This window comes from Marinicella sediminis (assembly GCF_002000055.1).
Classification (GTDB): domain Bacteria; phylum Pseudomonadota; class Gammaproteobacteria; order Xanthomonadales; family Marinicellaceae; genus Marinicella; species Marinicella sediminis.
This window is the reverse complement of record NZ_MVBD01000014.1, coordinates 56,315-78,119: the sequence shown is the minus strand read 5'-3', so window position 1 is coordinate 78,119 and position 21,805 is coordinate 56,315. Positions and strand designations below refer to the sequence as shown.

The following is a 21,805-nucleotide window of genomic DNA, read 5'->3' as shown; positions in this document are numbered from 1 at the left end:
ATGTCTATACTGAACAATTTAGCCAGGAACTTCATGCGTTCAACAACCCATTGACGCCGGTGCTCAAACGTTCTGCCTGAGGCATGATCATTGCCACAAAGGAAGGCTCTGCGGACGCACCTGGAAACAATGTGGTAATAGGGTGTCTCAGAGACACAAATCTGGTATTTCCTTGCCAATCCCATGGTTTTCTCCATTCAAAACCTTGATTTTTACAAAATCAGCTGTAACCAGCTGTGGCAAATGTATGAATTGTCTGTATGATATTTCTTATGAAGTGCCTGTCCTCAAAATTTCACTTTATGAAGTGCCTGTCCTCAAAATTCCTCGCCCATAATAAAGGTCAGCGTACTTGGAAAGTAGAAGGTGCAGCTGTGCAAGGGCATAATATTCGAATTGCTGGTTTCTTATCCATGGGCGAGGCTTGGCATAATAACCATCATGCTTACCCAGGATCAGCTATGCTAGGCCTATACAAAGACGAGCCAGATCCGGGTTGGTGGGTTTTAAATGCACTTCATAACCTAGGGGTCGTAAAGAACGTCAAATTGCCAAAAGAATTGCCGCAACGCTCTGAACTAGTAGCTGAAGCTACTGATTTAGACCGTAGAGTTGAGAGGGTTCCGGAGGATTGTAAAATTGCAAACTTTATCAGAAGAAACAGTTAACAAGTATGTCCAGTTGACGTTTTGGTCTACGCTCCGTTTTGGGGTGGCTACGCCACTTTACCCCAAAACTCCACTCCAACCAAAACGCAACTGACATAGGCGTTAGAGAGCTAAATGGGACTATTTACTAAATTTACTAAAAGGAAACATCTGAATCTAGAGAATAAGTATCTTGTCAGCGACGATGGCACCCAATTATCGGTGCTGTCCCCAGACGGCACTAAAGATTCGATTGCATGGAATAGCTTATTAAAAGTTGAAGTACAAACCAACGATACTGGACCATGGGGGATAGATGTGTGGTTTGTCCTTAGATCAAATTCTTGTGAAGTTTTATTCCCGTTGGGAGCATCAGGATGCGATGATGTGATAAATAATTTAAAAAATCTTCCAGGGTTTGAAATTAAGGGCATGAATAGCACTTCAAATGAGACTTTTACTTGTTGGGAACGAAGCAATGCTATCTAACAAACCGCTCGATCCGATGCCGAAAAGCATAGTGGCGCTACGAGGTATGTTTATCGGCGGCGCGGTTCAGCGAAAACGTTAGGCAACTATTATGGCTTTAGTAAAAAGTGCAATGTTGGTTGATGGTGAAAATTTGGTTTTTCGCTATCAAGCAATGGTGAGCGAGGGAAAAGTACCGAAGAAATCTGTTATTCACCAAAAAGATGTTCTAGTTTGGGATCGCCAAATTCAAAACCTATGGAATACTGATTTTTATAGAGTTTCATATTATACATCCTGTGTTGGTGATACTGATGCACTCGAAACCCTTAGAAAAAAGATTTCAGATATTAATTTCAACGTTGGAAACGGACATAGGAGTTACTATGGCAAAATTGACCTAACTCCTCATGTATATAAAAAGGCGAAAGCTTCCACCAAGTCACGCTTGGTCGATATAAATATCTGTATTGATGCAATGAGGTATGCTTGTTCGACGGGGACCGAAGTGGTAACAATATTATCCGGCGATGGTGATTTTGGTGAGCTTGTTAGAGAATTACAGAGACAAGGTAGAAAGGTTTGCGTGGGAGCATTTTCTTCTGGGTTGGCGCAGGAGCTAATATATTTGCCCGACAGTTTTGTGTCTCTTGACGAATTGTTCTTTGAGGACTCTCCAGTTGCTTAGTTATGTTTATTAATGTAGTCATCCAGCCTAACAAACAGCTCAATCCGACCTCCACTGCGTTGGTCGTTTTGTGCTTTTCCGCTACGCTCGCACAAAACAATCAACTCCGTTCCGGCGGCTTAGCTGGGCGTTAAGTTTTCAAGGAGAGGATGTGAGTAATTCCGTAAATCCTACTTTCCAGTGGAATGAGTTTTTCTGGGAAGCAGATGTAAATCTATCTGATTGGTCGGGTTTCCAAGAAAGAAACGGGCCTTATGGTGCAATGTCGTCAGATAAACCATCTAATGGAAATGTCAAGTTGGTTTTTGCTCCAGAAGGTCGGGGTGAAGAAGTTCTAACCTCTGCGGAAATGGAGCTTATATATTGGTTTATATCGAATCAGAGTCAGGTTATAGAATCTATAACAAACACACTATTTTCTAATTACGCTGCTATTAAAGACAGCTGCATAGAAGAGTGTGGTGAAGAAATGGCTGAGCATTTTCCTAAAGTCAAAGACATTAGCGACATTAAGAATGTCGTGGGCATCGTTTCCGTGAATATCCATCAAGTGAGCAAGGATAATATTCCTTACATTGGCGTGGAAATGGGCTGTAACTGGGAGGAAGAGCACGGAATGGGATTTTTATTGCATGGCAACAAAATAGTTGAAGCTGGCGGTGCTGATACTGCCATTCTTTTATGGATGGCAGAGAAACATGCAAATGAAACTTAACAAACGGCTGCAACGGACAAATTTCCGCTGTCACCTTTTGTGCAAAAAACCGCACAAAGCCGCCATCAAAAATTTGCTCGTTGAGCCGGGCGTTATTCGAAAGGTAAAATCTAATTAATTAACCCTTTAACTGATGTTATTTGACCGTACTTGAGCCTTATGGATGGCTCAAGGTGGCACTTCCATGTGCCACATCGTTAACCTGAAAAATGGTAGATTGGGCATGCTTTATGATCGGAAAAATGTGTGACTTGAAAGCATTTACTTATCATTAGCAATAAGTTTTACATTTTTCAGGATCTACTCATTATCTTGCACCACAAACAAGAAACGCAGATCTGATCAACGGTTCAATCAAAACCATCTGCGAAGATGACATCGCCATCGGTGCCGTTAAACTCAAAGGCACCCACATCACGTGTGCCATCGGGGCCATAACCTCTTTGATCCAGCAAAATTGCGTTTAATCCTGAAGCATCGATCGCTTCACTGCCTGTCAACAGCGCGTGCGTTGGCACACAACTACCATCTGCAAGCGGTGTCGTACAACCATTGTCTGTCAAAGAGCCGACTGTTGAAGGTGTCAGTGTGGCAACAAAGCCCGGGCAACCACCAGCGGCGTTGGTGGAGATGTTGTCATTGCCTGTGATTGATGCATCAAAATCACAATCATCATCACCCAACACCGAGGAATTGGAATGAAACAAAGAGTTGCTTAATTCAGTGAGCGAGTCCTCAAGCGGACTGTATATGGCTGCTCCAGGTTGTGTGACAGAGTTGTTGGAAAAAGTGCAGTTATTAACAGTTCCGATCAAAGAAACATTGTAAATGCCCCCTGCAATATTTCCGGTATTCCCGGAAAATGTGCTGTTATATATGTCTGTAATGGTAGCATAGTTGGCTATCCCTGGTTGGGTGCTGTCAGAGAAGGTGCTGTTTTGGATGGTTGAGATTGTTCCCAGGGCATTATGAACACCATTTCCAGTCAAACCTGAAAACAGACAATGACTGATCAGTTCAATGGTGTCTGCATTTTCGATGCCTGAACCGTCATTGTTAAAGAACACACTGTCGCTGATTTCAATGATGGTACCTGAATCATTGTCTATCGAACCCCTCAGAAATCCCGTGGTGTTATTGGTGAACTGACTCTTGGTGATTGATTCTATGGTGCCTCCGTTATTGGTCACAATGCCTGATTGTGCCTGATTGTTATCAAAGGTCACATTGGTGATGTTCAATACCCCTGAATTGATCAGCGCTCCTCCTTCAAACTTGTTCAAGTCAGGAGTCGCTGACAGGACACAACCGTTGGCCAGCGTCATGTTGCGCAGCTCGAGAATTCCTGCAGACCCGACTCTTAATAGCCTAAACTCAGTCGGATCTGACACGCTGTCATCATTACAATCGATCATGTTCACCAGTGACGGATCCCGCTGTAAAGCGAACCCCTGGCCATCAAAGATCAGCTCACTTCTGATTTCCGGAGTGGCGGTTCGTCCGTCATTCGCATCGTTCTCATATTCGCTCAACAAGTCGATGTCTGTCCCCAATTCAATGGTATCTGCGGTGGCTGTATTTGTATTGGCACAAGCAATGGCGTCAAACAATTCAGCCTCAGTCGTGACAACCTGGCTGAAGGGTGCCGTTGTTGACATGCCCAGTGCGGCACAATCAAAAAACACAGTCACCGTGCGCACCACTTCAATGGCGTCATTACCGGTATTATCACTGACGTTATAACTGATTTCATAGCTGCCGACTGTACTGGTATCCACCATTCCGGTGACATTGATGTTGGCACTGATGTCACCATCCACAATGTCATGTGCGGTGGCTCCGGGGTCAGTGAACACACCATCTCGTGCAACAAACAGCGGGTTGTCGCCCTGCAATGTGATCACCGGTGCTGTGCTGTCAATGATGGTCACAACCTGTGCTGCCGTGCCGGTATGACCATAGGAATCTGTGGCACTCCAGATGATGCTGTGCAGCCCCACCTCAAACGGTCCGCTGTTATCAGGGGCAGCGGTTAACGGATTGTCCTCATCCACATCACTGACCGATGCGGTTCCCAAATTAACTGCTGTTGTCGGGCCCGTGGCTTCCATGGGTCCAATACTGTCAGGTGCTGTCACCACCGGTTTAAAAGCCTCAAAAGCCCCGATATCCCGCTCGCCATCATGGTCATACCCGCGCTGATCGCTGGGCGTTCCGGAAACCGCCGCATTCAATGCTTCACTGTTGGGTAATAAGGCGTGTGTTTGAATACAGGTGTCATTCAAAAAAGGCACATCACAACCATTGTTGGCAATCGGGCCAAGTGTCGCAGGCGTCATAGTGATGGCCTGGAGTCCGGGGCACCCCCCGGAACTGTTGTCTGACATGTTGTTGGTACCGGAAAATGTGTTGCCACTGTTGTGGCAATCATCACCGCTGTTGGTGGCCGAATTGTTGTGAAACAAAGAATTCTCCAGCGAGGTCAGGGTTCCGCTGGTGACATTTGAAACAGCACCGCCGGACGTGGTGCTGGTGTTGCCTGAGAAGGTGTTGTTTTTGATGTTGTCAATGGTCCCGGTATTGGCCATGGCACCGCCGAATCCACCGGCGTCATTTTCTGAAAAAGTAACGTTTCTGATGGTGGTTGCGGTTCCTTCATTAAACAGACCGCCGCCACCGCTGGTGCTGTCATTTTTGTAAAATGTACTCCTTTTGAGCGCTGACAATGCGTTTTCATTGTAAATGCCACCTCCCCGAAATGCTTTACTGAGAAAAACGGCAGATTTCGCAACATCCAAAGTCCCGGAATTCAGCACCGCTCCTCCGTAGAACCTGACATCATTCACATTGCTGTTCACACAACCGCGTTTTAATACAATACTGGTCAATTCAAGATCACCATTGCTGTCAACACGCAACAACCTGAATTCCGATGCATTAGCCACAGCATCACTGTTACAGGCCAATGCGGTATCACGTTCAAGACTGTAACCCTGACCATCAATGATGACCGGACTCTTGATGGCACGGGTTCCTGTCTGACCGTAGGTGGCATCATCATCAATGACTTCAGTAAGGACAATATCATTGGCGAACTTTATGGTATCTGTCGTCGTGGCATTGACGTTGGCACAGAAAATTGCCTGGTTGAGTTCATTTGTTGTACTCACAGTCTGTTCAAAGGCCACACTGGTGTCCATGCCGAATGACACGCAGCGTTCTGCTCCGGTTAAATACTCAAACGCACCGATGTCACGCAGACCATCATCTGAGAATCCCCGTTGATCGGTACTTGTGGCCTGCGCTGCATTCGCCGCATCAACGGCTTCGCTGGTCGGTTGCAAGGCGTGAGTTGGCACACAGCTGCCATCAGCCAATGTCGTTAAACATCCATTTTCAGCCAGTGGAAGCACCGTGCCTGTAGTTAATGGAATCGCAGGCAACCCGGGACACCCCCCGGATGCATTGTCTGAAATGTTGCTGCCTCCCAGAATGGAACTGTTGGCACTGCAGTCCGCATCGCCACCCAGGGTTGTGTTGTCGTAAAACAGTGAATTATAAACAGTCACACTGGTGATCGAGCCATTGTGGAATCCTCCGGCACTGACACTGGTACTTGTGTTGCCGTAAAAAGTACTGTTTCTGATCTCATCCATATTGCCTTGATTGAGAATCCCGGCCCCGGAATTGGACGTGTTGCCAAAGAAGGTACAATTGCTCACCGTTTCAATCGAAAATACACCGGTATCATTGACGATTGCACTGGCTGAGTTGTTGGAAAACGTGCTGTCCTCTATGGCTGTTATGGTTCCCTGATTGCGAATCACTCCCCCACCGGTCTGCGTGCTGGTGTTATCTGAGAATAAGCAGTTCTTGATTGATGTGATGGAGCCACCAGCGTTATGAATGCCACTTCCCAAAAAAGAGTTGCCATCTGAAAAAATACTGTTTTCTATAGCAGTGACAGAACCGGAATTATAAATCCCACCGCCAAAGCGTGCCTGACTGAACAGAAATTCAGCAGTGATGACACTCAACTCCCCGGCATTGTAAACAGCCCCACCATGAAAGGCGGATGTAACGCCAAGATCAGCACAACCATAGCGCAAACTGATGTCCTGTAAATCCAGGACGCCACTGGCTGTGACCCTCAGCAGTCTGAATTCTCCCACATCAGAAACATCATCGCCGTTACACGTCAGACCATTGTCACGTTGAACGGTGAACCCCTGACCATCGATGGTTATTTCACTGCTGATTGCCGGCGTTCCCGTTCTGCCGAAGGTGCCATCATTTTCATACTCTTCGGCAAGGGTGATGTTTACACTCAATTCAATGGTGTCACTGCCGACATCTCCAGCCGGACAATCTCCGACGGCCGTATCCGTATTCGCTGCCTCAATGGCCTCCGTGATGGAACATAAGCCATTGACAGTGACCGCGCCACCGGTGGTGTCATCAACTGTCAGAGTTGCCGAGAAACTTTCGAAGGTAAGAAATGATAAAATGATTAGTGAACATATATACTTCATAGACTCTGAACAAAGGTTAAGGTTATCGAAATTATAAAAGTCTCACATACTTGAAACCTGACTAACCCTTGAAATCTTTCTTAATTTTGACTTTTTGGATCATTTGGGAAGGAACAATGCGGACAGGCACAATCAAGGGAAGAAACCTTAAGTATTTTGATCGTTCCAGGTTGCATTTACCCAAAAATACAGTAATTTAAATGAAATGGTTAAGTTTTTCCAGACTCACCTGGACACGATGTGTAAGCATGACTACTAACATTGCAGCACTTCTTTCACGATGTGAAAACCGCACTTTGTTTATTGTTATGTTACGTTGTTTCATCAACACAAATTTGTCGATTTATTGTAATTGGCAACTTAAATCAGCGGGGTCAAATCAGCGGGGTCAGAGTAACTGTTTTTTCCCGGCCAGGTACCACCAGCCACCTTGCTGGGTGTGCCGCTGCTGGGTTATGCCGATCAGCTGGTGGAAATCAATGCCACCATCATTAAATCCTGACCTGCTGAAAAATCGGTTGGTGCGGTACAATCAGTTCGTTGATTCACCGGAGCTTAATTCATGACCACAAGCATCATCCTGAAAACCTGTGTGGTGTGGCTGGCCATATTGTTGCTGGCCGTGGTCAATGGTGGCTTCAGGGAAGCGGTGCTGCTGAAAATCATGGGTCAGCGACCGGCAAATCTCATCAGTGGTTTATTGCTGGGTTCGGCAATTGTGCTGATGGCCTGGTGGCTGGTGCCCTGGATTGGCGTCTGGGATCGTGAAACGTTGATTTACTTGGGCCTGATCTGGCTGTTGCTGACCCTGGTGTTTGAATTTTCATTGGGCTTTGCTCAGCGCAAAACGTTGAGCGAAATGCGGCAGGCTTACAGGTTCAAAAACGGCAACACCTGGCCTTTGATACTGCTCATCACCGCCATCGCGCCTTACGGTGTTGGCTGGCTCAGGGGCTGGTTTTGCTGATCAGCCATGACCAGTCGTGTTGATTGTTTTATACTGTAACCTTATTCAAAACCATTGACCCAATTCCCATGAAAGAAGATCTGAAAAAACAACTCAAAGAACGCCTTGATCCGGTCAGTTATGAAGTGATTGTCAACAAAGCCACCGAACGGCCGCATACCGGTGAATACAACCTGAATTTCAAAGACGGGCAGTACCGCTGTAAAGCCTGTGGTGAAGTGTTGTTTGACAGTTCATCCAAGTTTGATGCCGGCTGCGGCTGGCCGAGTTTTGACCGGGAAATTGAAGCCGGAAAAATCAAAGAAGTGTTTGATGACTCGCATGGTATGCGCCGCACCGAAGTGGTTTGTGCCAACTGCGGAGGCCACCTGGGCCATGTATTCAATGATGGCCCGACTGACACCGGCCTGCGCTATTGTGTGAATTCAGTTTCGGTTGATTTTGATGAACAACTGTAAGAAGCACTGCTTCACCTGCCTGTTGTTGCTTTGCACAATCGCATCGATGGCCACCGAAGTTCCCCAGCTCAGCATTGAGCCGCTGGCCGGGGGTGTGTACCTGCATCAGTCATATCATCAGACCCAAAGTTTTGGCCTGGTCAGCGCCAACGGTCTGGTGGTGGTTAATGATGGACAAGCCCATCTGATCGATACCCCATGGTCGGAACCAGACACTGAACAGCTGGTGACTTGGATCCATGATCAGGGTTGGCAACTGGCTGGCAGCCTGCCGACCCACTCCCATGAAGACCGCGCCGGAGGCATTGGCTGGCTGAACAAGCAGGGTATTTCGACCCATGCCCTGGCTTTGACCAATGACATCCTACAAGCCAATGGTAAACCTTCGGCTGCAAAAGCATTCACCGGCCCGGCGTATTCCTGGGTGCCGGGAACACTTGAGGTGTATTACCCCGGTGGCGGTCACACGGTGGACAATGTGGTGGTCTGGCTGCCGAAACACAGACTGCTGTTCGGAGGTTGTTTGATACGCTCAATGGCAGCCAAAGGATTGGGCTACACCGGCGAAGCGAAGATTGATCAGTGGGCGGATTCTGTACAGCGGGTGATTCATCGTTATCCGGATGTCCGGACAGTGATTCCAGGGCATGGCAGGATTGGTGATGGTGTTTTGTTGAGGCACACCCACGAACTGGCAAAAAAGCAGTTGATTGAACCTTTTCAATGAAGAATTGTTGTCTGTAGCTGCCTTTACAAATCACTGAATGATGGGTAAGGTGGATGTTTTTTTGGTCTGTGGCGCTCAGCTTGATGACCTGTTTAACAATTGAAAAAGAGGGTAAAACTATGTGGGACAATAATGAAAAATATGGCTTGATCAGCCGGTTATTGCATTGGGGTATGGCGCTGCTGATTGTGTGGCAGTTGCTCAGTGCGGCATCACACAACTTTTTCGAAGACACCGCCATTGAGGCGTTTTTCTGGCCATCGCATAAACCATTGGGTGTGTTGTTGCTGGCATTGATGGTCTTGCGGGTGCTGTGGGCTCTGATCAATGTTTCCCGCCGACCGTCATCGATCAGCTTGTTCAGTAAACTGGGACATGTGACCTTGTATCTGGTGTTGATAGCTGTGCCGGTACTGGGCTTGCTCAGACAGTACGGTTCAGGTCGTACTTTTGAAGTGTTTGGTATACAGTTGTTTGCCGGCTTTGAAGGTGACAAAATCAAATGGATGATGGATGCGGGCAGTGATTTTCATGGTGAATTGGGTTGGGCTTTGTTGTTGTTGATCGTTGGACATGTGGCGATGGCCATCAAACACCGCAAAACTGAACAGAACGTGTTGCCAAGGATGTGGCAATAAATCATTGCAGTGACAGGTAACAATTTGTCAGCAAAACCGTTCTTAATGCATGAATAATCCAGCATGCAAGCAGAGGGCCTTCTGCACATCCGCCCTGTTGATGTTTCTGCTCAGCAGTCAGTTACTGGCTGCTGATGTCAGGTCTGATGACATCACCTTCAACAGCCATGATGTTCAATTGTCTGGCACGGTGGTTTATCCGCTCAACCAGACTGGTCATGTGGCGGCGGTTTTCGTTCATGGCTCGGGTCCCCAAAAACGCAATCTACCATTGGCCAGAGCGCTGGCTGCAAAAGGCATTGTGACCCTGGTTTATGATAAACGTGGGGTGGGTGAGTCTGGTGGTACCTATGAAGGCAAACAACGTGTCAGCGAACACAACGTCAATTTGCTGGCGGCAGATGCCGCCGCAGCCTTGCAGGTGTTGCGCCAACACCCACAGGCACAAGCGGTACCGGCAGGTCTGATTGGCATCAGTCAGGCGGGGTGGCTGATCCCTTTGGCTGCTGAACAAGAACCACGACCTGATTTCATGGTGATCTGGAGTGGGCCAGTCAGTAAAGTCAGTGAAGAAGATATTTACAGTCGATACACGCGTGACCTGGATGGTGCCGAAGTTCCTTCTTATGAAGAAGCCCTGAGGGCCAGAAAAACGCCCTATGTCTGGCCAGATTTTTTGGGTAAGGACTCCAACCCGGTGGACAGTTTGAAGCAGTTACAGGTTCCGGGTCTGTGGGTGTTTGGTGCTCAGGATGGCAGCATACCGGTTGACTTGTCTGTTCGTCGCCTGAAGGCATTGGCCAAACAAGGTCATCCTTATGAATACGTGTTGTTTTCCTCCCTGGGTCACAACAACATCAGCGAAACCCTCAGTACGGTTACTGACTGGGTCAAACGATTGGTCAAATGAAGGCCACAGTTCAGGCCAGTCAATAATCGAAGAACCGTCTGCGCTGGGGGCCCGAAGCGCTTGAATTGACTTTATTGGGATGTTTGATGTTGCGCCAGGCAGACACTTTGTTGCCGCCATTCAGATGAGGGAAATCCAGCGGCTGATCAGTTGTTTTTCCCATGAAGTTCAGCAAGCCAGTCAGACTGCCGGCCTGGCTGATGTCCAGCCGCAACAAATCGTCCCGGCCGGCAAAGTAATCAAAAACTTGTTGTTGGTGTTGCTGATGGCAGTGTGTCAGGTGACTGGTGCTTAAAGGCTCGTTGTGGGTCAGCAACCCAAAGGTTTCATTGAAACAACGTTTAATGATTGGGTTGAAATGTCCAGAGGGGCTGAGGTTGCTGTGCATTTTGATCAGCAGTTTTCGCACCGAAGGTACCCAGGCTGACAAGTCCCGGTCCAGGTAAACAAATTGTGAACCTGGGAACAAGTGGTCCAATTGTTGATAATCAGAAAAACAGGGGGTATCTGCAAACACTTCGGCCAGTTCAAAGGTTTGTCTGGTGTAAGCAGTGTGGGCCACTTTGAAATCATGCGCCAGCAAGGCGGCACACAAACTGGTGGTGCCGGTTCTCGGCAGGCCAATGACAAACAGTTTGTTCAACATGAGTCTGAACGGTTCAATTGATGGACGCCCATTTGCCTTTGATGTCTTCAACCATCATATAAAAACACGGAACCAACAGCAGAATCACCGCGCTGGCAAAGACGATACCAAAGCCCAGGGCGATGGCCATGGGAATCAATTGGGCTGCCTGCATCGAGCGTTCCAGGATGATCGGCGTGAGGCCGCCGAAGGTGGTCAGTGTGGTCAAGGCAATTGGTCTGAACCGCCTGACACTGGCCTCGCGGATGGCCTCCAGTGCGGAAAGCTCGGCACGGCGTTTATTGGCATGATCAACCATGATCAAGGCGCCATTGACCACCACCCCGGACAGTGCCACCGTACCCATCAGGCTGACCAGTGACAAATCGTACCCCAAAGTGAGGTGGCCAATGACCACACCGATGGCTCCGAAGGGGATGGCCATCATCACGATCATGGGTTGAGAGTAGCTGCGGAAAGCAACCGCCAACAGGGCGTAAATCACAAACATGGCCATGGCAAAGCCGGCCCACAATACCTGAGTGGATTCCCGCATCTGGGCATCGCTGCCACGGAAACTCCAGTTGAGGCCGGGAAACTCGGCCCGCAGTTCAGGCAAAACCTGTTCTTTCATTGCCGCTGACACCCGGCTCAGGGCGTTTTGTGGCTCCACATCCATACCTACGTTGATCACCCGAAGACCGTTGCGCCGGCTGAGTGAACTGAAGGCTTCGCCGCTGTTCAACACCGCAATGTCGGTCAGTGGCACTTCGCTGCCGCCCGGTGTTCTGATCAACAATTGATCCAGGGTCTGGTGATCCTGGCGCTCCTTTAGTGGTAATTTGACCCGCACTTCAATTTCATTGGTACCACGCAGTTGCCGTATGGCCACGGCACCGAAAAAGGCGTTGCGGATTTGTCGTCCGACCATGTCTGCTGTCAGCCCCAGTAATCGGGCTTCCGGCAACAGGGTGAAGCTGTATTGTTGCTTGCCTTTATTGTAATTGTCGTTGATGTTGCGGGTAGCGGCAAAGTTTTCCATTTCTGCTTTGAAACGCTGACTGGCCTCCACCAGCATCTCGGGGTCGTTGTGACTCAGGTCGACACTGATGTCATCTCGCCAGCCACCCGGGCCACGTTCGGCTTCAAAAGTGATCTGATTGATGCCTGGTAAATCACCGATTTCCTGATTCCACAGTTCGATCAGTTCGGCGGCGCTCATGTTCCGCTCATCCGGCGGCAACATGACAATCTCTACGTCGATAAACCCCCGGCCACGAACATTGGCTTTGACGCCTTCAGCCACCTTGTGCAGGTCGTGCGCTTCGAACATGCGTTCGGTGGAGCGGGTGATCAGTTCGGCCATCCCGGCGGCCTGTTCGCGGGTGGTGCCCACCGGCAGCCGCACTCCGGCCTCGATTTCATCGGCAGCCACCCGGGGCATGGTGATGAAACCCATGTGCCCACTGACGCCATAGGCACCTGAAATGATCAGCAACGACAAGCCCGCACTGAGGGTGATATAGCGATTGCGCAGACACACATCAACAAATGGCCGGTAACGGTTTTGAACCCATCGATTGAATCCCGAAGCAATGGTTTGCTGGCGGTGGTGAATGGCTTTCCCCAAGCGGGTGGTGGCGCGTTTCTGATGTGCCAGATGAGCCGGCAAAATGAACAAGGCTTCAATCAACGACAACAACAGCACAATGATCACCACCACGGGGAATGGCCACCAGAAATTACCGGTGGTTCCGGGGATGAACATGATCGGAATAAAAGCCACTATGGTGGTCAGGATGGTGAAGGTCACCGGGATGGCGATGTCCCGGGTGCCACGAATTGCTGCATTCAGATAATTGGATTCTTTTTGTCGGAATTCATGGATGTTCTCTCCCACCACGATGGCATCATCGACCACAATACCCAACACCACCAAAAAGGCAAACATGGAAATCATGTTGATACTGACATCCACCACTGGCATGAACAAAATACCACCGACAAAAGAAATCGTCATGCCCATCATGATCCAGAAAGCCAGCCGGTATTCTAAAAAGACTCCCAGAATGCCCAAAACGATGATCAATGCCATCAGGCCGTTGGACATCAACAGGTCCAGCCGGTCTTTGAAGTTTTCTGCGTCGTTGCTGTCAATCCGGTACTTCACCCCCTGAGGCAAAGTGGTGTCCAACTCATCCAGTACCCGTTGAACAGCCGCCGCAACCTGTAAAGGTGATTGATCGCCGACCCTGAAGACACTCAGTTCCACGGAAGGCTGGCGATTGAACTGTGAATGAAAACCCGCTTCTTCAAAGCCATCTTCAATGCTGGCCAGTTCTCCCAGGGTGACCGTGGCACCATTGTCACCGGTGACCACCGGGATGGTGCTGAATTCCCTGGCCCATTGTTTGCGTTCATTGAGGCGTAACAGGATTTCGCCGCTGCTGGTCTCAATAGAACCGGCGGGTACATCCCGACCTGACTGGGCAATCAGCCTGGCGATGTCATCCAGGGTCAGACCATAGCGCCTGAGTTGCTGTTGGCTGACCTCAACATGGGTCACGTAATCCGGCATATTGCCCAGTTCAACCTGGGTGATTTCAGGCTCAGAAAGCAAACGGTCGCGCAGCTGTTCAATCAGCTGGCGCAAAGTCCAGATATCAACATCACCATACAGGCCGACATCCATGACTTCCTGTTGTTGGGCACGGATGCTGACTTCAGGGTCTTCGGCATCGACGGGAAAGGTGCGGATGCGGTTGACTGCCTGGTCCACTTCCTGGAAGGCCTTCATGCGATCGGTGCCGCTGACCAGCTCCAGGGTTACTGATCCGGACCCTTCTCTGGCGGTGGCGCTGAGTTCTTTGATGCCCTGTACAGAACGAACGGCATCTTCAATGGGTTGTAATATGCCTTGCTCAACTTCGGCTGGTGATGATCCGGGGTAAGCCACTGAGATGTTGATGATGTCCAGTTCAAATGACGGGAACACCTCTTTTTTGACGGCAAAGGCCATGTACACACCACCGGCCAGCAGGATCAACATCAGCAGATTGGCAGCCACTGGGTTGCCCGCCATCCAGGCTATCGGTCCGGTTTTGATGTTTAGCCTGGGATCAGTTGCCATTGGATTGATCAGAATTCAGTCGTAAAGCGGCACCATCAATGACCCGAGACAGATCGGTGGTGACGATGTGTTCACCAGCTTTCAGGCTGCCTTTAACATATACATATTGTTCATCGCGGAATACCACATTCAAAGTTCTGATTTCCAGTTGTTCATCATTCATCAACCAGATGGTGTCTTGTTTGCGCACCAGCTCGCGTTGAATGCGGGCCACCTGGGTCAGTAATTTGGCCGGTATCCGGGTGTTGACAAAAGCGCCCATGATCAAGGCTGGCTGATCCGAATACAGCCCCAACGGGTCATCCACTGCAATCAATACCTGTGCCAGGCGGGTTTGTTCATCGACCTGGCCCAGCACACTGATCAGGCTGCCTTCACGCATCACGCCAGCGGTCCAGGCCTGTCGGTCATGCACCATCACCGCTGCCGTGTTTTCCTGGTCCAGCCACTGCAATTGTCTGGTAGGTAAAGTGGCTTCAATCCACCAGCGGTCAACTCCCACCAGATGTCCCAGGTCATCACCCGGACTGACCTGTGAGCCCAGGTTGACCCCGGTACTGAGCAATTTGCCAGTAAAAGGAGCGGTGATACGGGTGCGTTCCTGGTTGGTGCGAGCCTGTTGAAGCCGGGTGTCGGCCAGCATCACGGCAGCCTCTGCCTGTTGTAGTTGAGGGGCCCTGAGGATCAGGGATTTTTGTGGTTCACTGACCTCACGTCCTAACTGTTCATACTGTTGTCGGGCCGCCAGCTGTTCGCCTTGTTCAATGTGCAGTGCAGCTTGGGCCTGTAATCGCTCAACCTGGGCTTGTTGTGCGGCCAGTTGGTAATCGGTGTCATCCAGTTCAACCAGCAACTTGCCGGCTTGAATGATGGTGCCGGGAATGAACGTGTCGGCCAGTCCGGTGACCTCGCCACTGACCCTGGCCTGCAATTCAATCTCCTTCGCCGGCACCACAGTACCCATGGCCTCAATGATTGGCGAGTAGTCGCCTACCTGTACAGGCGTGACATCCACCAGCATGGCGGATTTGCGAGTCGCGCCCTCGCGTTGAGCCTCGGGTTCGGTGCTGAAAATCAGCCAGGAAAAACCGGCACCCGCCAGTAATATAACCAGACTGATCAGCCAGCTTTTGGCAGATGATGGTTTGTTGGATGTGTGGTCAGTCATGTTTTTTTTGTGTCAGTGTTTTCATCATCAGTATACAAGCCCCGCAGAAGACAGGCCATCTTAATGTCGGGGATCTCAAAAAGGCGTGAAGCCTGATGGCAGATATCATACAGATGATTGACTTCAGTCAAAAAAGAATGGCTTGGTCAGACTTACAATAAAGACTCATCACAAACCTCAATACCTGGAGATCGCCATGAAAAATTACCCTGAACATTATGCTGAATTGAATCAATGGATGGAACACCTGGGACAAGCCATGCCTGAAGTGATGCAAGGGTTCGGTGCGCTGCATGAAGCCAGCATCAAACCCGGTGCACTGGATGGTAAGACCAAAGAATTGATTGCCCTGGGTATTGCCATCACTGTGCGTTGTGATGGCTGCATCACTTATCATGTTCATGATGCCATGGTCGCTGGTGCCAGCGAAGCCGAAATTGCAGAAACCGTGGCGGTGGCCATCCTGATGGGCGGTGGCCCCTCAGTGGTCTATGGCATTGAGGCCATGCAAGCGGTTGAACAATACCAGAAACAAGGACTGTAGTTGCCAGCAATTCAGGTGTTTAAATCATGCTGATGACCGTGATCAAAACCATGCGGCCACCGTTCCTGATTCTTAGTCCGGTGTGTGTGTTTTTGGGTTATAGCATGGCATTAAAAGGCGGAGCGAACAGTCAAACAGGATTGTTATTGTTGGTGATGTCCGCTGCCCTGTGCGCACACATCAGCGTCAACATGCTCAATGAATACAGCGATTTCAAGACAGGTCTGGATTTTAATACCCACCAAACACCTTTCAGCGGTGGCAGCGGTGCTTTACCGGCTGAAGCTACCAGTGCTCCTGTGGTGCTGGCCCTCGGTTTGTTCTTTCTGGCCGTTTCTGTGGTTATTGGTTTGTACCTGATGTCATTCACAGGTCAGGCCCTTCTGCCACTGGGCTTATTGGGTGTTGTGCTGGTGCTCAGTTACACCCCCTGGTTGAATCGTTGGCCGTTGATTTGTTTGTTGGCACCGGGGCTTGGCTTTGGCGCAGTGATGACGGTCGGTACATATGTGATTTTGACCGGTGTACTGGCGTGGCAGATATGGGTGGTGGCAGCCGTGGTATTTTGTCTGATCAACAATTTGTTGCTGCTCAACCAGGTTCCTGACATCAATGCTGATCGACAGGCCGGCAGATGTACTTTCCCCATTGCATACGGTCTTGTTGCCAGCCATGTGGTATATGTTCTGTTTGCAATGTTGGCCGTTGTGTTGTTGATGATGATGGTCTTCATTGAGGCCTTGCCACGGACATCCATGTGGGCGCTGGTCCCAATGTTGGGTGCCATTGTGGCAGTCAAAGGTGCGGTTCAATGGCAGCATTCAATCGGTCAGCGTCCCGCCTTGCTGGCGGCCAATGTGGTGGCTGCAGTCCTCACTCCTCTGGTGTTGGCACTGACTTTGCTGCTGGACTGAAATCAAGGAGTGATTTTGTGGCTTCATCGCTTGATGTGACATGATCCCTCACATCAAGTAATCCAATGGACCGCAAACAATGATTGATTCAATAACTCAGGTCAGAGAATTGTTCATCCGCCAGCACGGTGATCTGCGTTATTTGACCAAGGGACAGGTTCATTCGGCTCCTGGTGGTTGGTGTTGCAGGCCCCTTCAGCGATTAGCCCGGTGAGAACCGCAAGCAACGCAAACAGAAATCCCACGCATTGATGGCCAAAACCAAAGGTGATCTCAAAATCGCCTTATTGGTTTAAACCGCGGATTGCCTGGCCAATGTGCCAGCCTTTGTCAAACATAACCGCTAAGACAATTGGGGGATGATTCAACAGGAACAGCAAAACTGCCGGTAAGCTGTGTCACGCCGGGGTTTGTGGGACGGTTTATTGGCTCAATTGAATGGGTTGATGTGGACTGATTAATCAGCTGAACAGTTTTCAATACCTGATCACAGCCCAGCTCTTGCAACTTTTCATGTTGTCTGTTTTTCAGGCGGTGCTGACAGACTGCGTCTGTGAAATTTAAAATTAATTGTCAGTAAACACTGGCAGAGATATTTATACCGGTAATTCATCTGTTTATTGAACCTCATGACAAACAAAATTAACCGCACACTCCATGGCTGTATGGTCATTATTTCATTGGTTCTGACCACCGCAATGGCCAGTCAGGACCATCAAAATAACTTCGCTGCCATCACACAATTGGAAAAACTATTCGATCCTGCCGGTCAGGCCGAAGATTTTTTCGGTCAAGCCATCAGTGTGGATGGTGATCGCATGGCAATAGGCGCCAATCAAGCCATTGTTGAAGGCGATCGCACGGGGGCTGTTTATGTCTTTGAGTTTGATGGCAGTAATTGGCAACAAATGATCAGGCTGACCGCAGCAGAGCCTGGTGTGAATGATGGTTTTGGTAAGTCGGTCAGCTTAGAGGGTGATCGTCTTTTGGTGGGCGCACCGGCAGCTACAGATGGTCTGACAGGTGGCATTGGTGCTTTTTATGTGTTTGAGTTTGACGGTACCAATTGGCTGGAAATGGACAAACTCCATGCCTCAGACAAAGCGTCGTTTGATTTGTTTGGTAACTCAGTCAGCCTGTCTGGTGACCGGGCCCTGATTGGTGCTCATCGCAACGATGATGCTGGTACATCTTCGGGCTCGGCCTATGTGTTTGAGTTTGATGGCACTGACTGGACTGAAATGGAGAAGTTAACGGCCGCTGACGCCGCAGCCGGAGACAGCTTTGGCTTCAGTGTTGCACTGGAGGCCAATACTGCGTTCGTAGCAGCGCACCTGGATCACAGTGACACCGAAGCAGACATGGGGACGGTTTACGTTTTTGATCTGGTCAATGGAGACTGGGTTGAAAGCCAGGCATTGAGGGGCAGTGATACGTCAGGGGGAGATCAATTTGGCTACAGCATCAGAACCGACAACAACCAGTTAATTGTGGGCGCACCGCGTCATGATGCCGTCAACGTTGACAGCGGTGCTGCGTATGTGTTTCAGTCATTGGGTGGCTCATCCTGGCTGGAAACAGGGCAGTTGTTGGCTGATGATGGTGTTGCGTCCGATTATTTTGGCTGGAGCGTGGCCATTTCAGGCAACCGCACTTTGGTGGGGGCTTTTGGTAATGATGATGATGGCATTTCTTCCGGTTCTGCATATGGATTTTATCACAATGGTGACAACTGGGTTCAATCGAATCTCTTACTGGCCAACGATGGTACACCAAGGGTTAACGACCAACTGGGTAATGCGGTGGCATTGTCCGCAGGCACAGCCGTTGTGGGTGCCTACAAAGATGATGCACAGGAAGCCAGCAGTGCACATGATTCAGGTGCGGCTTATGTGTTTGATATTGACCTGTTGCCATCAGCTGTGGATGATGCGGCCACAGGAATTGAGGATGATGACCTGGTCATTGATGTGACACAAAATGATACCGACAGTGATGGTGGTCCCATGATCATCGTTGGGCTGACCCAACCTGACTTTGGCACCGCATCGGTACAAAACAATGAAGTGGTGTACACCCCAGCCGATGATTATTGCAATGACAATCAAAACGCGGACCAATTTTCATATGAATTAAACGGAGGCGCTCAGGGCATGGTGCAAGTTACGGTGGTTTGTGTCAATGATGCCCCGTCTTTTGCGGTGACCGGAGATGTGCTCGCTGCCAACAACCTGAATGATCAAAACCAGCTTTGGGTTGATGCTTTTGCCTTTGACCTGAATTTCGGTCCTGCAGATGAAGACTGGCAGCAGGTGTTGGATTTTCACCTCACTGTGGTGGCAGATACCAATGCAGTCATTCAAGACATCGATGTCAACGATGCAGGACAGTTGTTTGTCGGATTCACGGCCAATTATGGCAGTGCCCTGGTACAAATCTCCATGCAGGATAATGGGGGAACAGCAAATCAGGGCGATGACACTTCCGGGCTGATCGAATTCATGATAACCCGCTCTGATCTGATCTTTCTCAGCGGTTTTGAGGGCTTACAGAATTTGACAAATCTGAATGCTTTTTTGCTTAAAATACAGCCGCTTCCACAACCAATCTACAACCCTGAGAATGACAACCTGGCATACATGGGACATACTTTCTCACTCAGAGGACATGGCAATTCACAGTTGACAGAACAAAGAATCATCGAATGGATGACAGCGATCCTGGTTGACCAATTTCCATTGGATGATTTTGATGGTGATGGCCTGTTCAATGCTTTTGACGCCACTCCCGTTCCGAATTGAACAGGATCAGCTGCGCTGATTTCTATGTAAACCGTGTGGTTATGAGTGACTGCTTTCAGGCAGATTGATGAGATGCTGATGGCCAAAGATGTCAGCCAGCCACCCACAGAGGAAGGTCAGAGCAAGCGTTGATGATTAAAAGCCATGCTGTGATCGTCGATCAAGTGTCATTCTGACATACAATGTGGGCATGAAAATTTATGGTGATGGCCGTTCCGGCAATTGTTACAAACTGCAGCTGTTGATGAGCCTGTTGGGCCGCGATTACGAATGGGTGCCGGTCAACATCCTGGCCGGAGAAACTCAGACTGAGGCGTTTAAACAGCTTAACCCCAATGGCAAGATACCCTTGCTGGTGACCGATGAGGGTGACACTCTGAGTGAATCCAATGCGATCCTCAATTACCTGGCCGAAGGCAGCCAGTTGTTGCCGGAAGATCGCTGGCAACGGGCGCTGGTGTTGCAGTGGCAGTTCTTTGAACAATACAGCCATGAGCCTTTCATCGCGGTTGCCAGGTACATCAATCTGTACCTGGGTTTACCGGATGATCGCCGGGCTGAATACGTGACCAAACAAGAAGGCGGCCACCGAGCCCTGGTGGTGATGGAACAACAGCTTTCACAAACCCCGTTTTTGTGTGGAGAGCAGCTGACCATCGCTGACCTTTCGCTGTATGCCTACACCCATGTGGCCCATGAAGGCGGTTTTGATTTGACCACATATCCAGCCATTAGACAGTGGCTGCAGCGCATCGAACAATTGCCAGGTTATGTGCCGATGCGCCCGGATGTGTTTGAACAGGCTGAGTGATGCAGTCCTGGTCTCAGATCTTCACACCACATTGATCTGCGAGAAAGCCGAGTCAGTTGGTTTTGTCAGTGGCTTGAGGGTTGAGTGTTCAGCTGCGCTGATGTCGTCGATTGAAGTCGACCCTCCAGGGGTTGTGTATCACGTAACAGCCACTACCCATGTTCAGCCATCAGCTTCTGATGATGGGTCAGTCTGTTCGACAAAAGCTTTGAGGGCGGACAAGCGTTGATCCCACTGGCGTTCCAGCTCACGGATGAAGGCCCTGGCCTGTTGCAGTTGGCCGATGTTGATGGTGACCTCGGTTTCCCGGCCCACTTTGTGCAACTCGATCAATTCAGCCGCTACCAGCACCTGCAATTGTTTGCGCGCTCCCTGGCGGCTCATGCCGAGGTTTTCTGACAAGGAGCCGATGGTGTGGCCTTCACCCGAGGCCAGGCGGGATAACAAGGTCAGTCTGGCCGGATCGCCCATGGCTTTGAATACCTGAGCCTGCATCAGGCGGCCTCAGTGAATAATTGTTCCAGGCGGTTGACCATGTAATCCCAACCCTGATTGTTTTGTTTGAATGCATCGGCTTTGATGTCAGCCGGTAATTCATTGAAGCCTGATTCGGTGACTTTTACTTCACAAAAGCCACCTTCGGCCTCACTGATGCGAAACTCCACCAGCGTGGTGGCCACCAGCGAGACATCACCTTCGCAGTGATTGGCCCCCGGAACCCAGCGATAGGCAAAGTAATGATGCGGCTCAGCAGCCACGATACTGACCCGGCTTTTGCCGTGTTCGCCAAAGCCAAACAGCGGCTGACTGCCCGGGGTCAAGTCCCCTTCAACGCTGCTGGGAAACCATTGGGTCAGTTTGTCAGCTTCAGTGAGTGCGGCATAAATGGCTGCTTTGGAAGCCTGGATACGGATGGATCGTTCGATGATGTTTTGCATGGAGTGTGCCTCGTGTGATGGAGTCAAATTATTAAAGCACAGCGAACAGCTATATGCAACCATTAGGTTGCATATTGTTGAATGCACAATTACATTTGATCACATTCATGTGACCCATTCAGAA

Annotated in this window: 20 protein-coding genes; 13 read left to right on the top strand and 7 right to left on the bottom strand. The window is 49.6% G+C overall.

The window, feature by feature from the left end:
- Nucleotides 1–197 (bottom strand): hypothetical protein (locus B0475_RS17910; protein WP_456298904.1); only part of this gene is annotated, 197 nt, incomplete at its 3' end.
- A 75-nt stretch (nucleotides 198–272) separates the two neighbouring features.
- On the opposite strand from B0475_RS17910, the gene B0475_RS15780 reads away from it, so the two are divergent.
- The 4 genes from B0475_RS15780 to B0475_RS15765 all read left to right on the top strand — a co-directional run bounded on the left by B0475_RS15780 (nucleotide 273) and on the right by B0475_RS15765 (nucleotide 2,518).
- Complete coding sequence (locus B0475_RS15780; protein WP_198538339.1) at nucleotides 273–668, top strand: hypothetical protein; 396 nt, start codon at nucleotides 273–275, stop codon at nucleotides 666–668.
- A 114-nt stretch (nucleotides 669–782) separates the two neighbouring features.
- Entirely contained in the window at nucleotides 783–1,136 is a 354-nt protein-coding gene (locus B0475_RS15775; protein WP_077412854.1) for a hypothetical protein, read from the top strand.
- Between the two features lie 91 nt (nucleotides 1,137–1,227).
- Nucleotides 1,228–1,803, top strand: a complete 576-nt coding sequence (locus B0475_RS15770) for an NYN domain-containing protein (protein WP_077412853.1) — start codon at nucleotides 1,228–1,230, stop codon at nucleotides 1,801–1,803.
- Between the two features lie 151 nt (nucleotides 1,804–1,954).
- Nucleotides 1,955–2,518, top strand: coding sequence for a DUF6985 domain-containing protein (locus tag B0475_RS15765; protein ID WP_109862414.1), 564 nt, complete (start codon nucleotides 1,955–1,957; stop codon nucleotides 2,516–2,518).
- Between the two features lie 350 nt (nucleotides 2,519–2,868).
- Here B0475_RS15765 and B0475_RS15760 read toward each other — a convergent pair whose 3' ends face one another.
- Nucleotides 2,869–7,050, bottom strand: a complete 4,182-nt coding sequence (locus B0475_RS15760) for a choice-of-anchor Q domain-containing protein (protein ID WP_077412851.1) — start codon at nucleotides 7,048–7,050, stop codon at nucleotides 2,869–2,871.
- A 562-nt stretch (nucleotides 7,051–7,612) separates the two neighbouring features.
- Between B0475_RS15760 and B0475_RS15755 the strand changes: the two genes are divergently transcribed.
- From B0475_RS15755 to B0475_RS15735, 5 genes are all read left to right on the top strand, one after another.
- A complete protein-coding gene (locus tag B0475_RS15755) occupies nucleotides 7,613–8,017 on the top strand; it encodes a hypothetical protein (protein ID WP_077412850.1) in 405 nt (134 codons plus the stop codon).
- A gap of 68 nt (nucleotides 8,018–8,085) precedes the next feature.
- Nucleotides 8,086–8,475 (top strand): peptide-methionine (R)-S-oxide reductase MsrB, encoded by a 390-nt coding sequence (gene msrB, locus B0475_RS15750; RefSeq protein ID WP_077412849.1) that lies wholly within the window; start codon nucleotides 8,086–8,088, stop codon nucleotides 8,473–8,475.
- Nucleotides 8,462–9,202: a subclass B1 metallo-beta-lactamase gene (gene bla / locus B0475_RS15745; protein ID WP_198538338.1), complete on the top strand. Its 741-nt coding sequence runs from the start codon at nucleotides 8,462–8,464 to the stop codon at nucleotides 9,200–9,202. The genes msrB and bla overlap by 14 nt, the downstream gene beginning before the upstream one ends.
- Before the next feature lie 119 nt (nucleotides 9,203–9,321).
- Nucleotides 9,322–9,840: a cytochrome b gene (locus B0475_RS15740; RefSeq protein ID WP_077412859.1), complete on the top strand. Its 519-nt coding sequence runs from the start codon at nucleotides 9,322–9,324 to the stop codon at nucleotides 9,838–9,840.
- Nucleotides 9,841–9,940: 100 nt separating this feature from the next.
- A complete protein-coding gene (locus B0475_RS15735; protein ID WP_198538337.1) occupies nucleotides 9,941–10,750 on the top strand; it encodes an alpha/beta hydrolase family protein in 810 nt (269 codons plus the stop codon).
- Nucleotides 10,751–10,769: 19 nt separating this feature from the next.
- Here the strand turns inward: B0475_RS15735 and B0475_RS15730 are convergent, their stop codons facing one another.
- Genes B0475_RS15730 through B0475_RS15720 form a run of 3 tightly spaced genes read right to left on the bottom strand, consistent with a single transcriptional unit; the run spans nucleotide 10,770 to nucleotide 15,673 of the window.
- Complete coding sequence (locus tag B0475_RS15730) at nucleotides 10,770–11,396, bottom strand: sulfotransferase (protein WP_232781900.1); 627 nt, start codon at nucleotides 11,394–11,396, stop codon at nucleotides 10,770–10,772.
- Between the two features lie 13 nt (nucleotides 11,397–11,409).
- Nucleotides 11,410–14,505, bottom strand: a complete 3,096-nt coding sequence (locus B0475_RS15725) for an efflux RND transporter permease subunit (protein WP_077412846.1) — start codon at nucleotides 14,503–14,505, stop codon at nucleotides 11,410–11,412.
- Nucleotides 14,495–15,673 carry an efflux RND transporter periplasmic adaptor subunit gene (locus tag B0475_RS15720; RefSeq protein WP_077412845.1) on the bottom strand — a complete coding sequence of 393 codons (1,179 nt, stop codon included), beginning with the start codon at nucleotides 15,671–15,673 and terminating at the stop codon, nucleotides 14,495–14,497. The genes B0475_RS15725 and B0475_RS15720 overlap by 11 nt, the downstream gene beginning before the upstream one ends.
- Nucleotides 15,674–15,869: 196 nt before the next feature.
- On the opposite strand from B0475_RS15720, the gene B0475_RS15715 reads away from it, so the two are divergent.
- The 4 genes from B0475_RS15715 to B0475_RS15700 all read left to right on the top strand — a co-directional run bounded on the left by B0475_RS15715 (nucleotide 15,870) and on the right by B0475_RS15700 (nucleotide 20,743).
- Entirely contained in the window at nucleotides 15,870–16,217 is a 348-nt protein-coding gene (locus B0475_RS15715) for a carboxymuconolactone decarboxylase family protein (RefSeq protein ID WP_198538336.1), read from the top strand.
- A 26-nt stretch (nucleotides 16,218–16,243) separates the two neighbouring features.
- Nucleotides 16,244–17,131 (top strand): prenyltransferase, encoded by an 888-nt coding sequence (locus B0475_RS15710; RefSeq protein WP_077412844.1) that lies wholly within the window; start codon nucleotides 16,244–16,246, stop codon nucleotides 17,129–17,131.
- A 629-nt stretch (nucleotides 17,132–17,760) separates the two neighbouring features.
- Nucleotides 17,761–19,932, top strand: a complete 2,172-nt coding sequence (locus B0475_RS15705) for an Ig-like domain-containing protein (RefSeq protein ID WP_077412843.1) — start codon at nucleotides 17,761–17,763, stop codon at nucleotides 19,930–19,932.
- A gap of 190 nt (nucleotides 19,933–20,122) precedes the next feature.
- The gene (locus B0475_RS15700) at nucleotides 20,123–20,743 is read left to right on the top strand and encodes a glutathione S-transferase family protein (RefSeq protein WP_077412842.1); all 621 of its coding nucleotides are present in this window, start codon (nucleotides 20,123–20,125) and stop codon (nucleotides 20,741–20,743) included.
- 162 nt (nucleotides 20,744–20,905) lie between these two features.
- Here the strand turns inward: B0475_RS15700 and B0475_RS15695 are convergent, their stop codons facing one another.
- Both B0475_RS15695 and B0475_RS15690 read right to left on the bottom strand, forming a co-directional pair.
- Nucleotides 20,906–21,238 (bottom strand): ArsR/SmtB family transcription factor, encoded by a 333-nt coding sequence (locus B0475_RS15695; RefSeq protein ID WP_198538335.1) that lies wholly within the window; start codon nucleotides 21,236–21,238, stop codon nucleotides 20,906–20,908.
- Complete coding sequence (locus B0475_RS15690; RefSeq protein ID WP_077412840.1) at nucleotides 21,238–21,681, bottom strand: SRPBCC family protein; 444 nt, start codon at nucleotides 21,679–21,681, stop codon at nucleotides 21,238–21,240. Before B0475_RS15690 ends, B0475_RS15695 begins: the two co-directional genes overlap by 1 nt.
- Nucleotides 21,682–21,805: the final 124 nt, after the last annotated feature.

Excerpts from the sequence above, each read along its gene's own strand:
- B0475_RS15730 (WP_232781900.1), bottom strand. The coding sequence starts at position 11,396 with ATGTTGAACAAACTGTTTGTCATTGGCCTGCCGAGAACCGGCACCACC.
- B0475_RS15740 (WP_077412859.1), top strand. The coding sequence starts at position 9,322 with ATGTGGGACAATAATGAAAAATATGGCTTGATCAGCCGGTTATTGCAT.
- B0475_RS15710 (WP_077412844.1), top strand. The coding sequence starts at position 16,244 with ATGCTGATGACCGTGATCAAAACCATGCGGCCACCGTTCCTGATTCTT.
- B0475_RS15725 (WP_077412846.1), bottom strand. The coding sequence starts at position 14,505 with ATGGCAACTGATCCCAGGCTAAACATCAAAACCGGACCGATAGCCTGG.
- B0475_RS15760 (WP_077412851.1), bottom strand. The coding sequence starts at position 7,050 with ATGAAGTATATATGTTCACTAATCATTTTATCATTTCTTACCTTCGAA.
- B0475_RS15700 (WP_077412842.1), top strand. The coding sequence starts at position 20,123 with ATGAAAATTTATGGTGATGGCCGTTCCGGCAATTGTTACAAACTGCAG.
- B0475_RS15755 (WP_077412850.1), top strand. The coding sequence starts at position 7,613 with ATGACCACAAGCATCATCCTGAAAACCTGTGTGGTGTGGCTGGCCATA.
- B0475_RS15695 (WP_198538335.1), bottom strand. The coding sequence starts at position 21,238 with ATGCAGGCTCAGGTATTCAAAGCCATGGGCGATCCGGCCAGACTGACC.
- bla (WP_198538338.1), top strand. The coding sequence starts at position 8,462 with ATGAACAACTGTAAGAAGCACTGCTTCACCTGCCTGTTGTTGCTTTGC.
- B0475_RS15780 (WP_198538339.1), top strand. The coding sequence starts at position 273 with ATGAAGTGCCTGTCCTCAAAATTTCACTTTATGAAGTGCCTGTCCTCA.
- B0475_RS15735 (WP_198538337.1), top strand. The coding sequence starts at position 9,941 with ATGTTTCTGCTCAGCAGTCAGTTACTGGCTGCTGATGTCAGGTCTGAT.
- B0475_RS15720 (WP_077412845.1), bottom strand. The coding sequence starts at position 15,673 with ATGACTGACCACACATCCAACAAACCATCATCTGCCAAAAGCTGGCTG.
- B0475_RS15705 (WP_077412843.1), top strand. The coding sequence starts at position 17,761 with ATGACAAACAAAATTAACCGCACACTCCATGGCTGTATGGTCATTATT.
- B0475_RS15690 (WP_077412840.1), bottom strand. The coding sequence starts at position 21,681 with ATGCAAAACATCATCGAACGATCCATCCGTATCCAGGCTTCCAAAGCA.
- msrB (WP_077412849.1), top strand. The coding sequence starts at position 8,086 with ATGAAAGAAGATCTGAAAAAACAACTCAAAGAACGCCTTGATCCGGTC.
- B0475_RS15770 (WP_077412853.1), top strand. The coding sequence starts at position 1,228 with ATGGCTTTAGTAAAAAGTGCAATGTTGGTTGATGGTGAAAATTTGGTT.
- B0475_RS15715 (WP_198538336.1), top strand. The coding sequence starts at position 15,870 with ATGAAAAATTACCCTGAACATTATGCTGAATTGAATCAATGGATGGAA.
- B0475_RS15775 (WP_077412854.1), top strand. The coding sequence starts at position 783 with ATGGGACTATTTACTAAATTTACTAAAAGGAAACATCTGAATCTAGAG.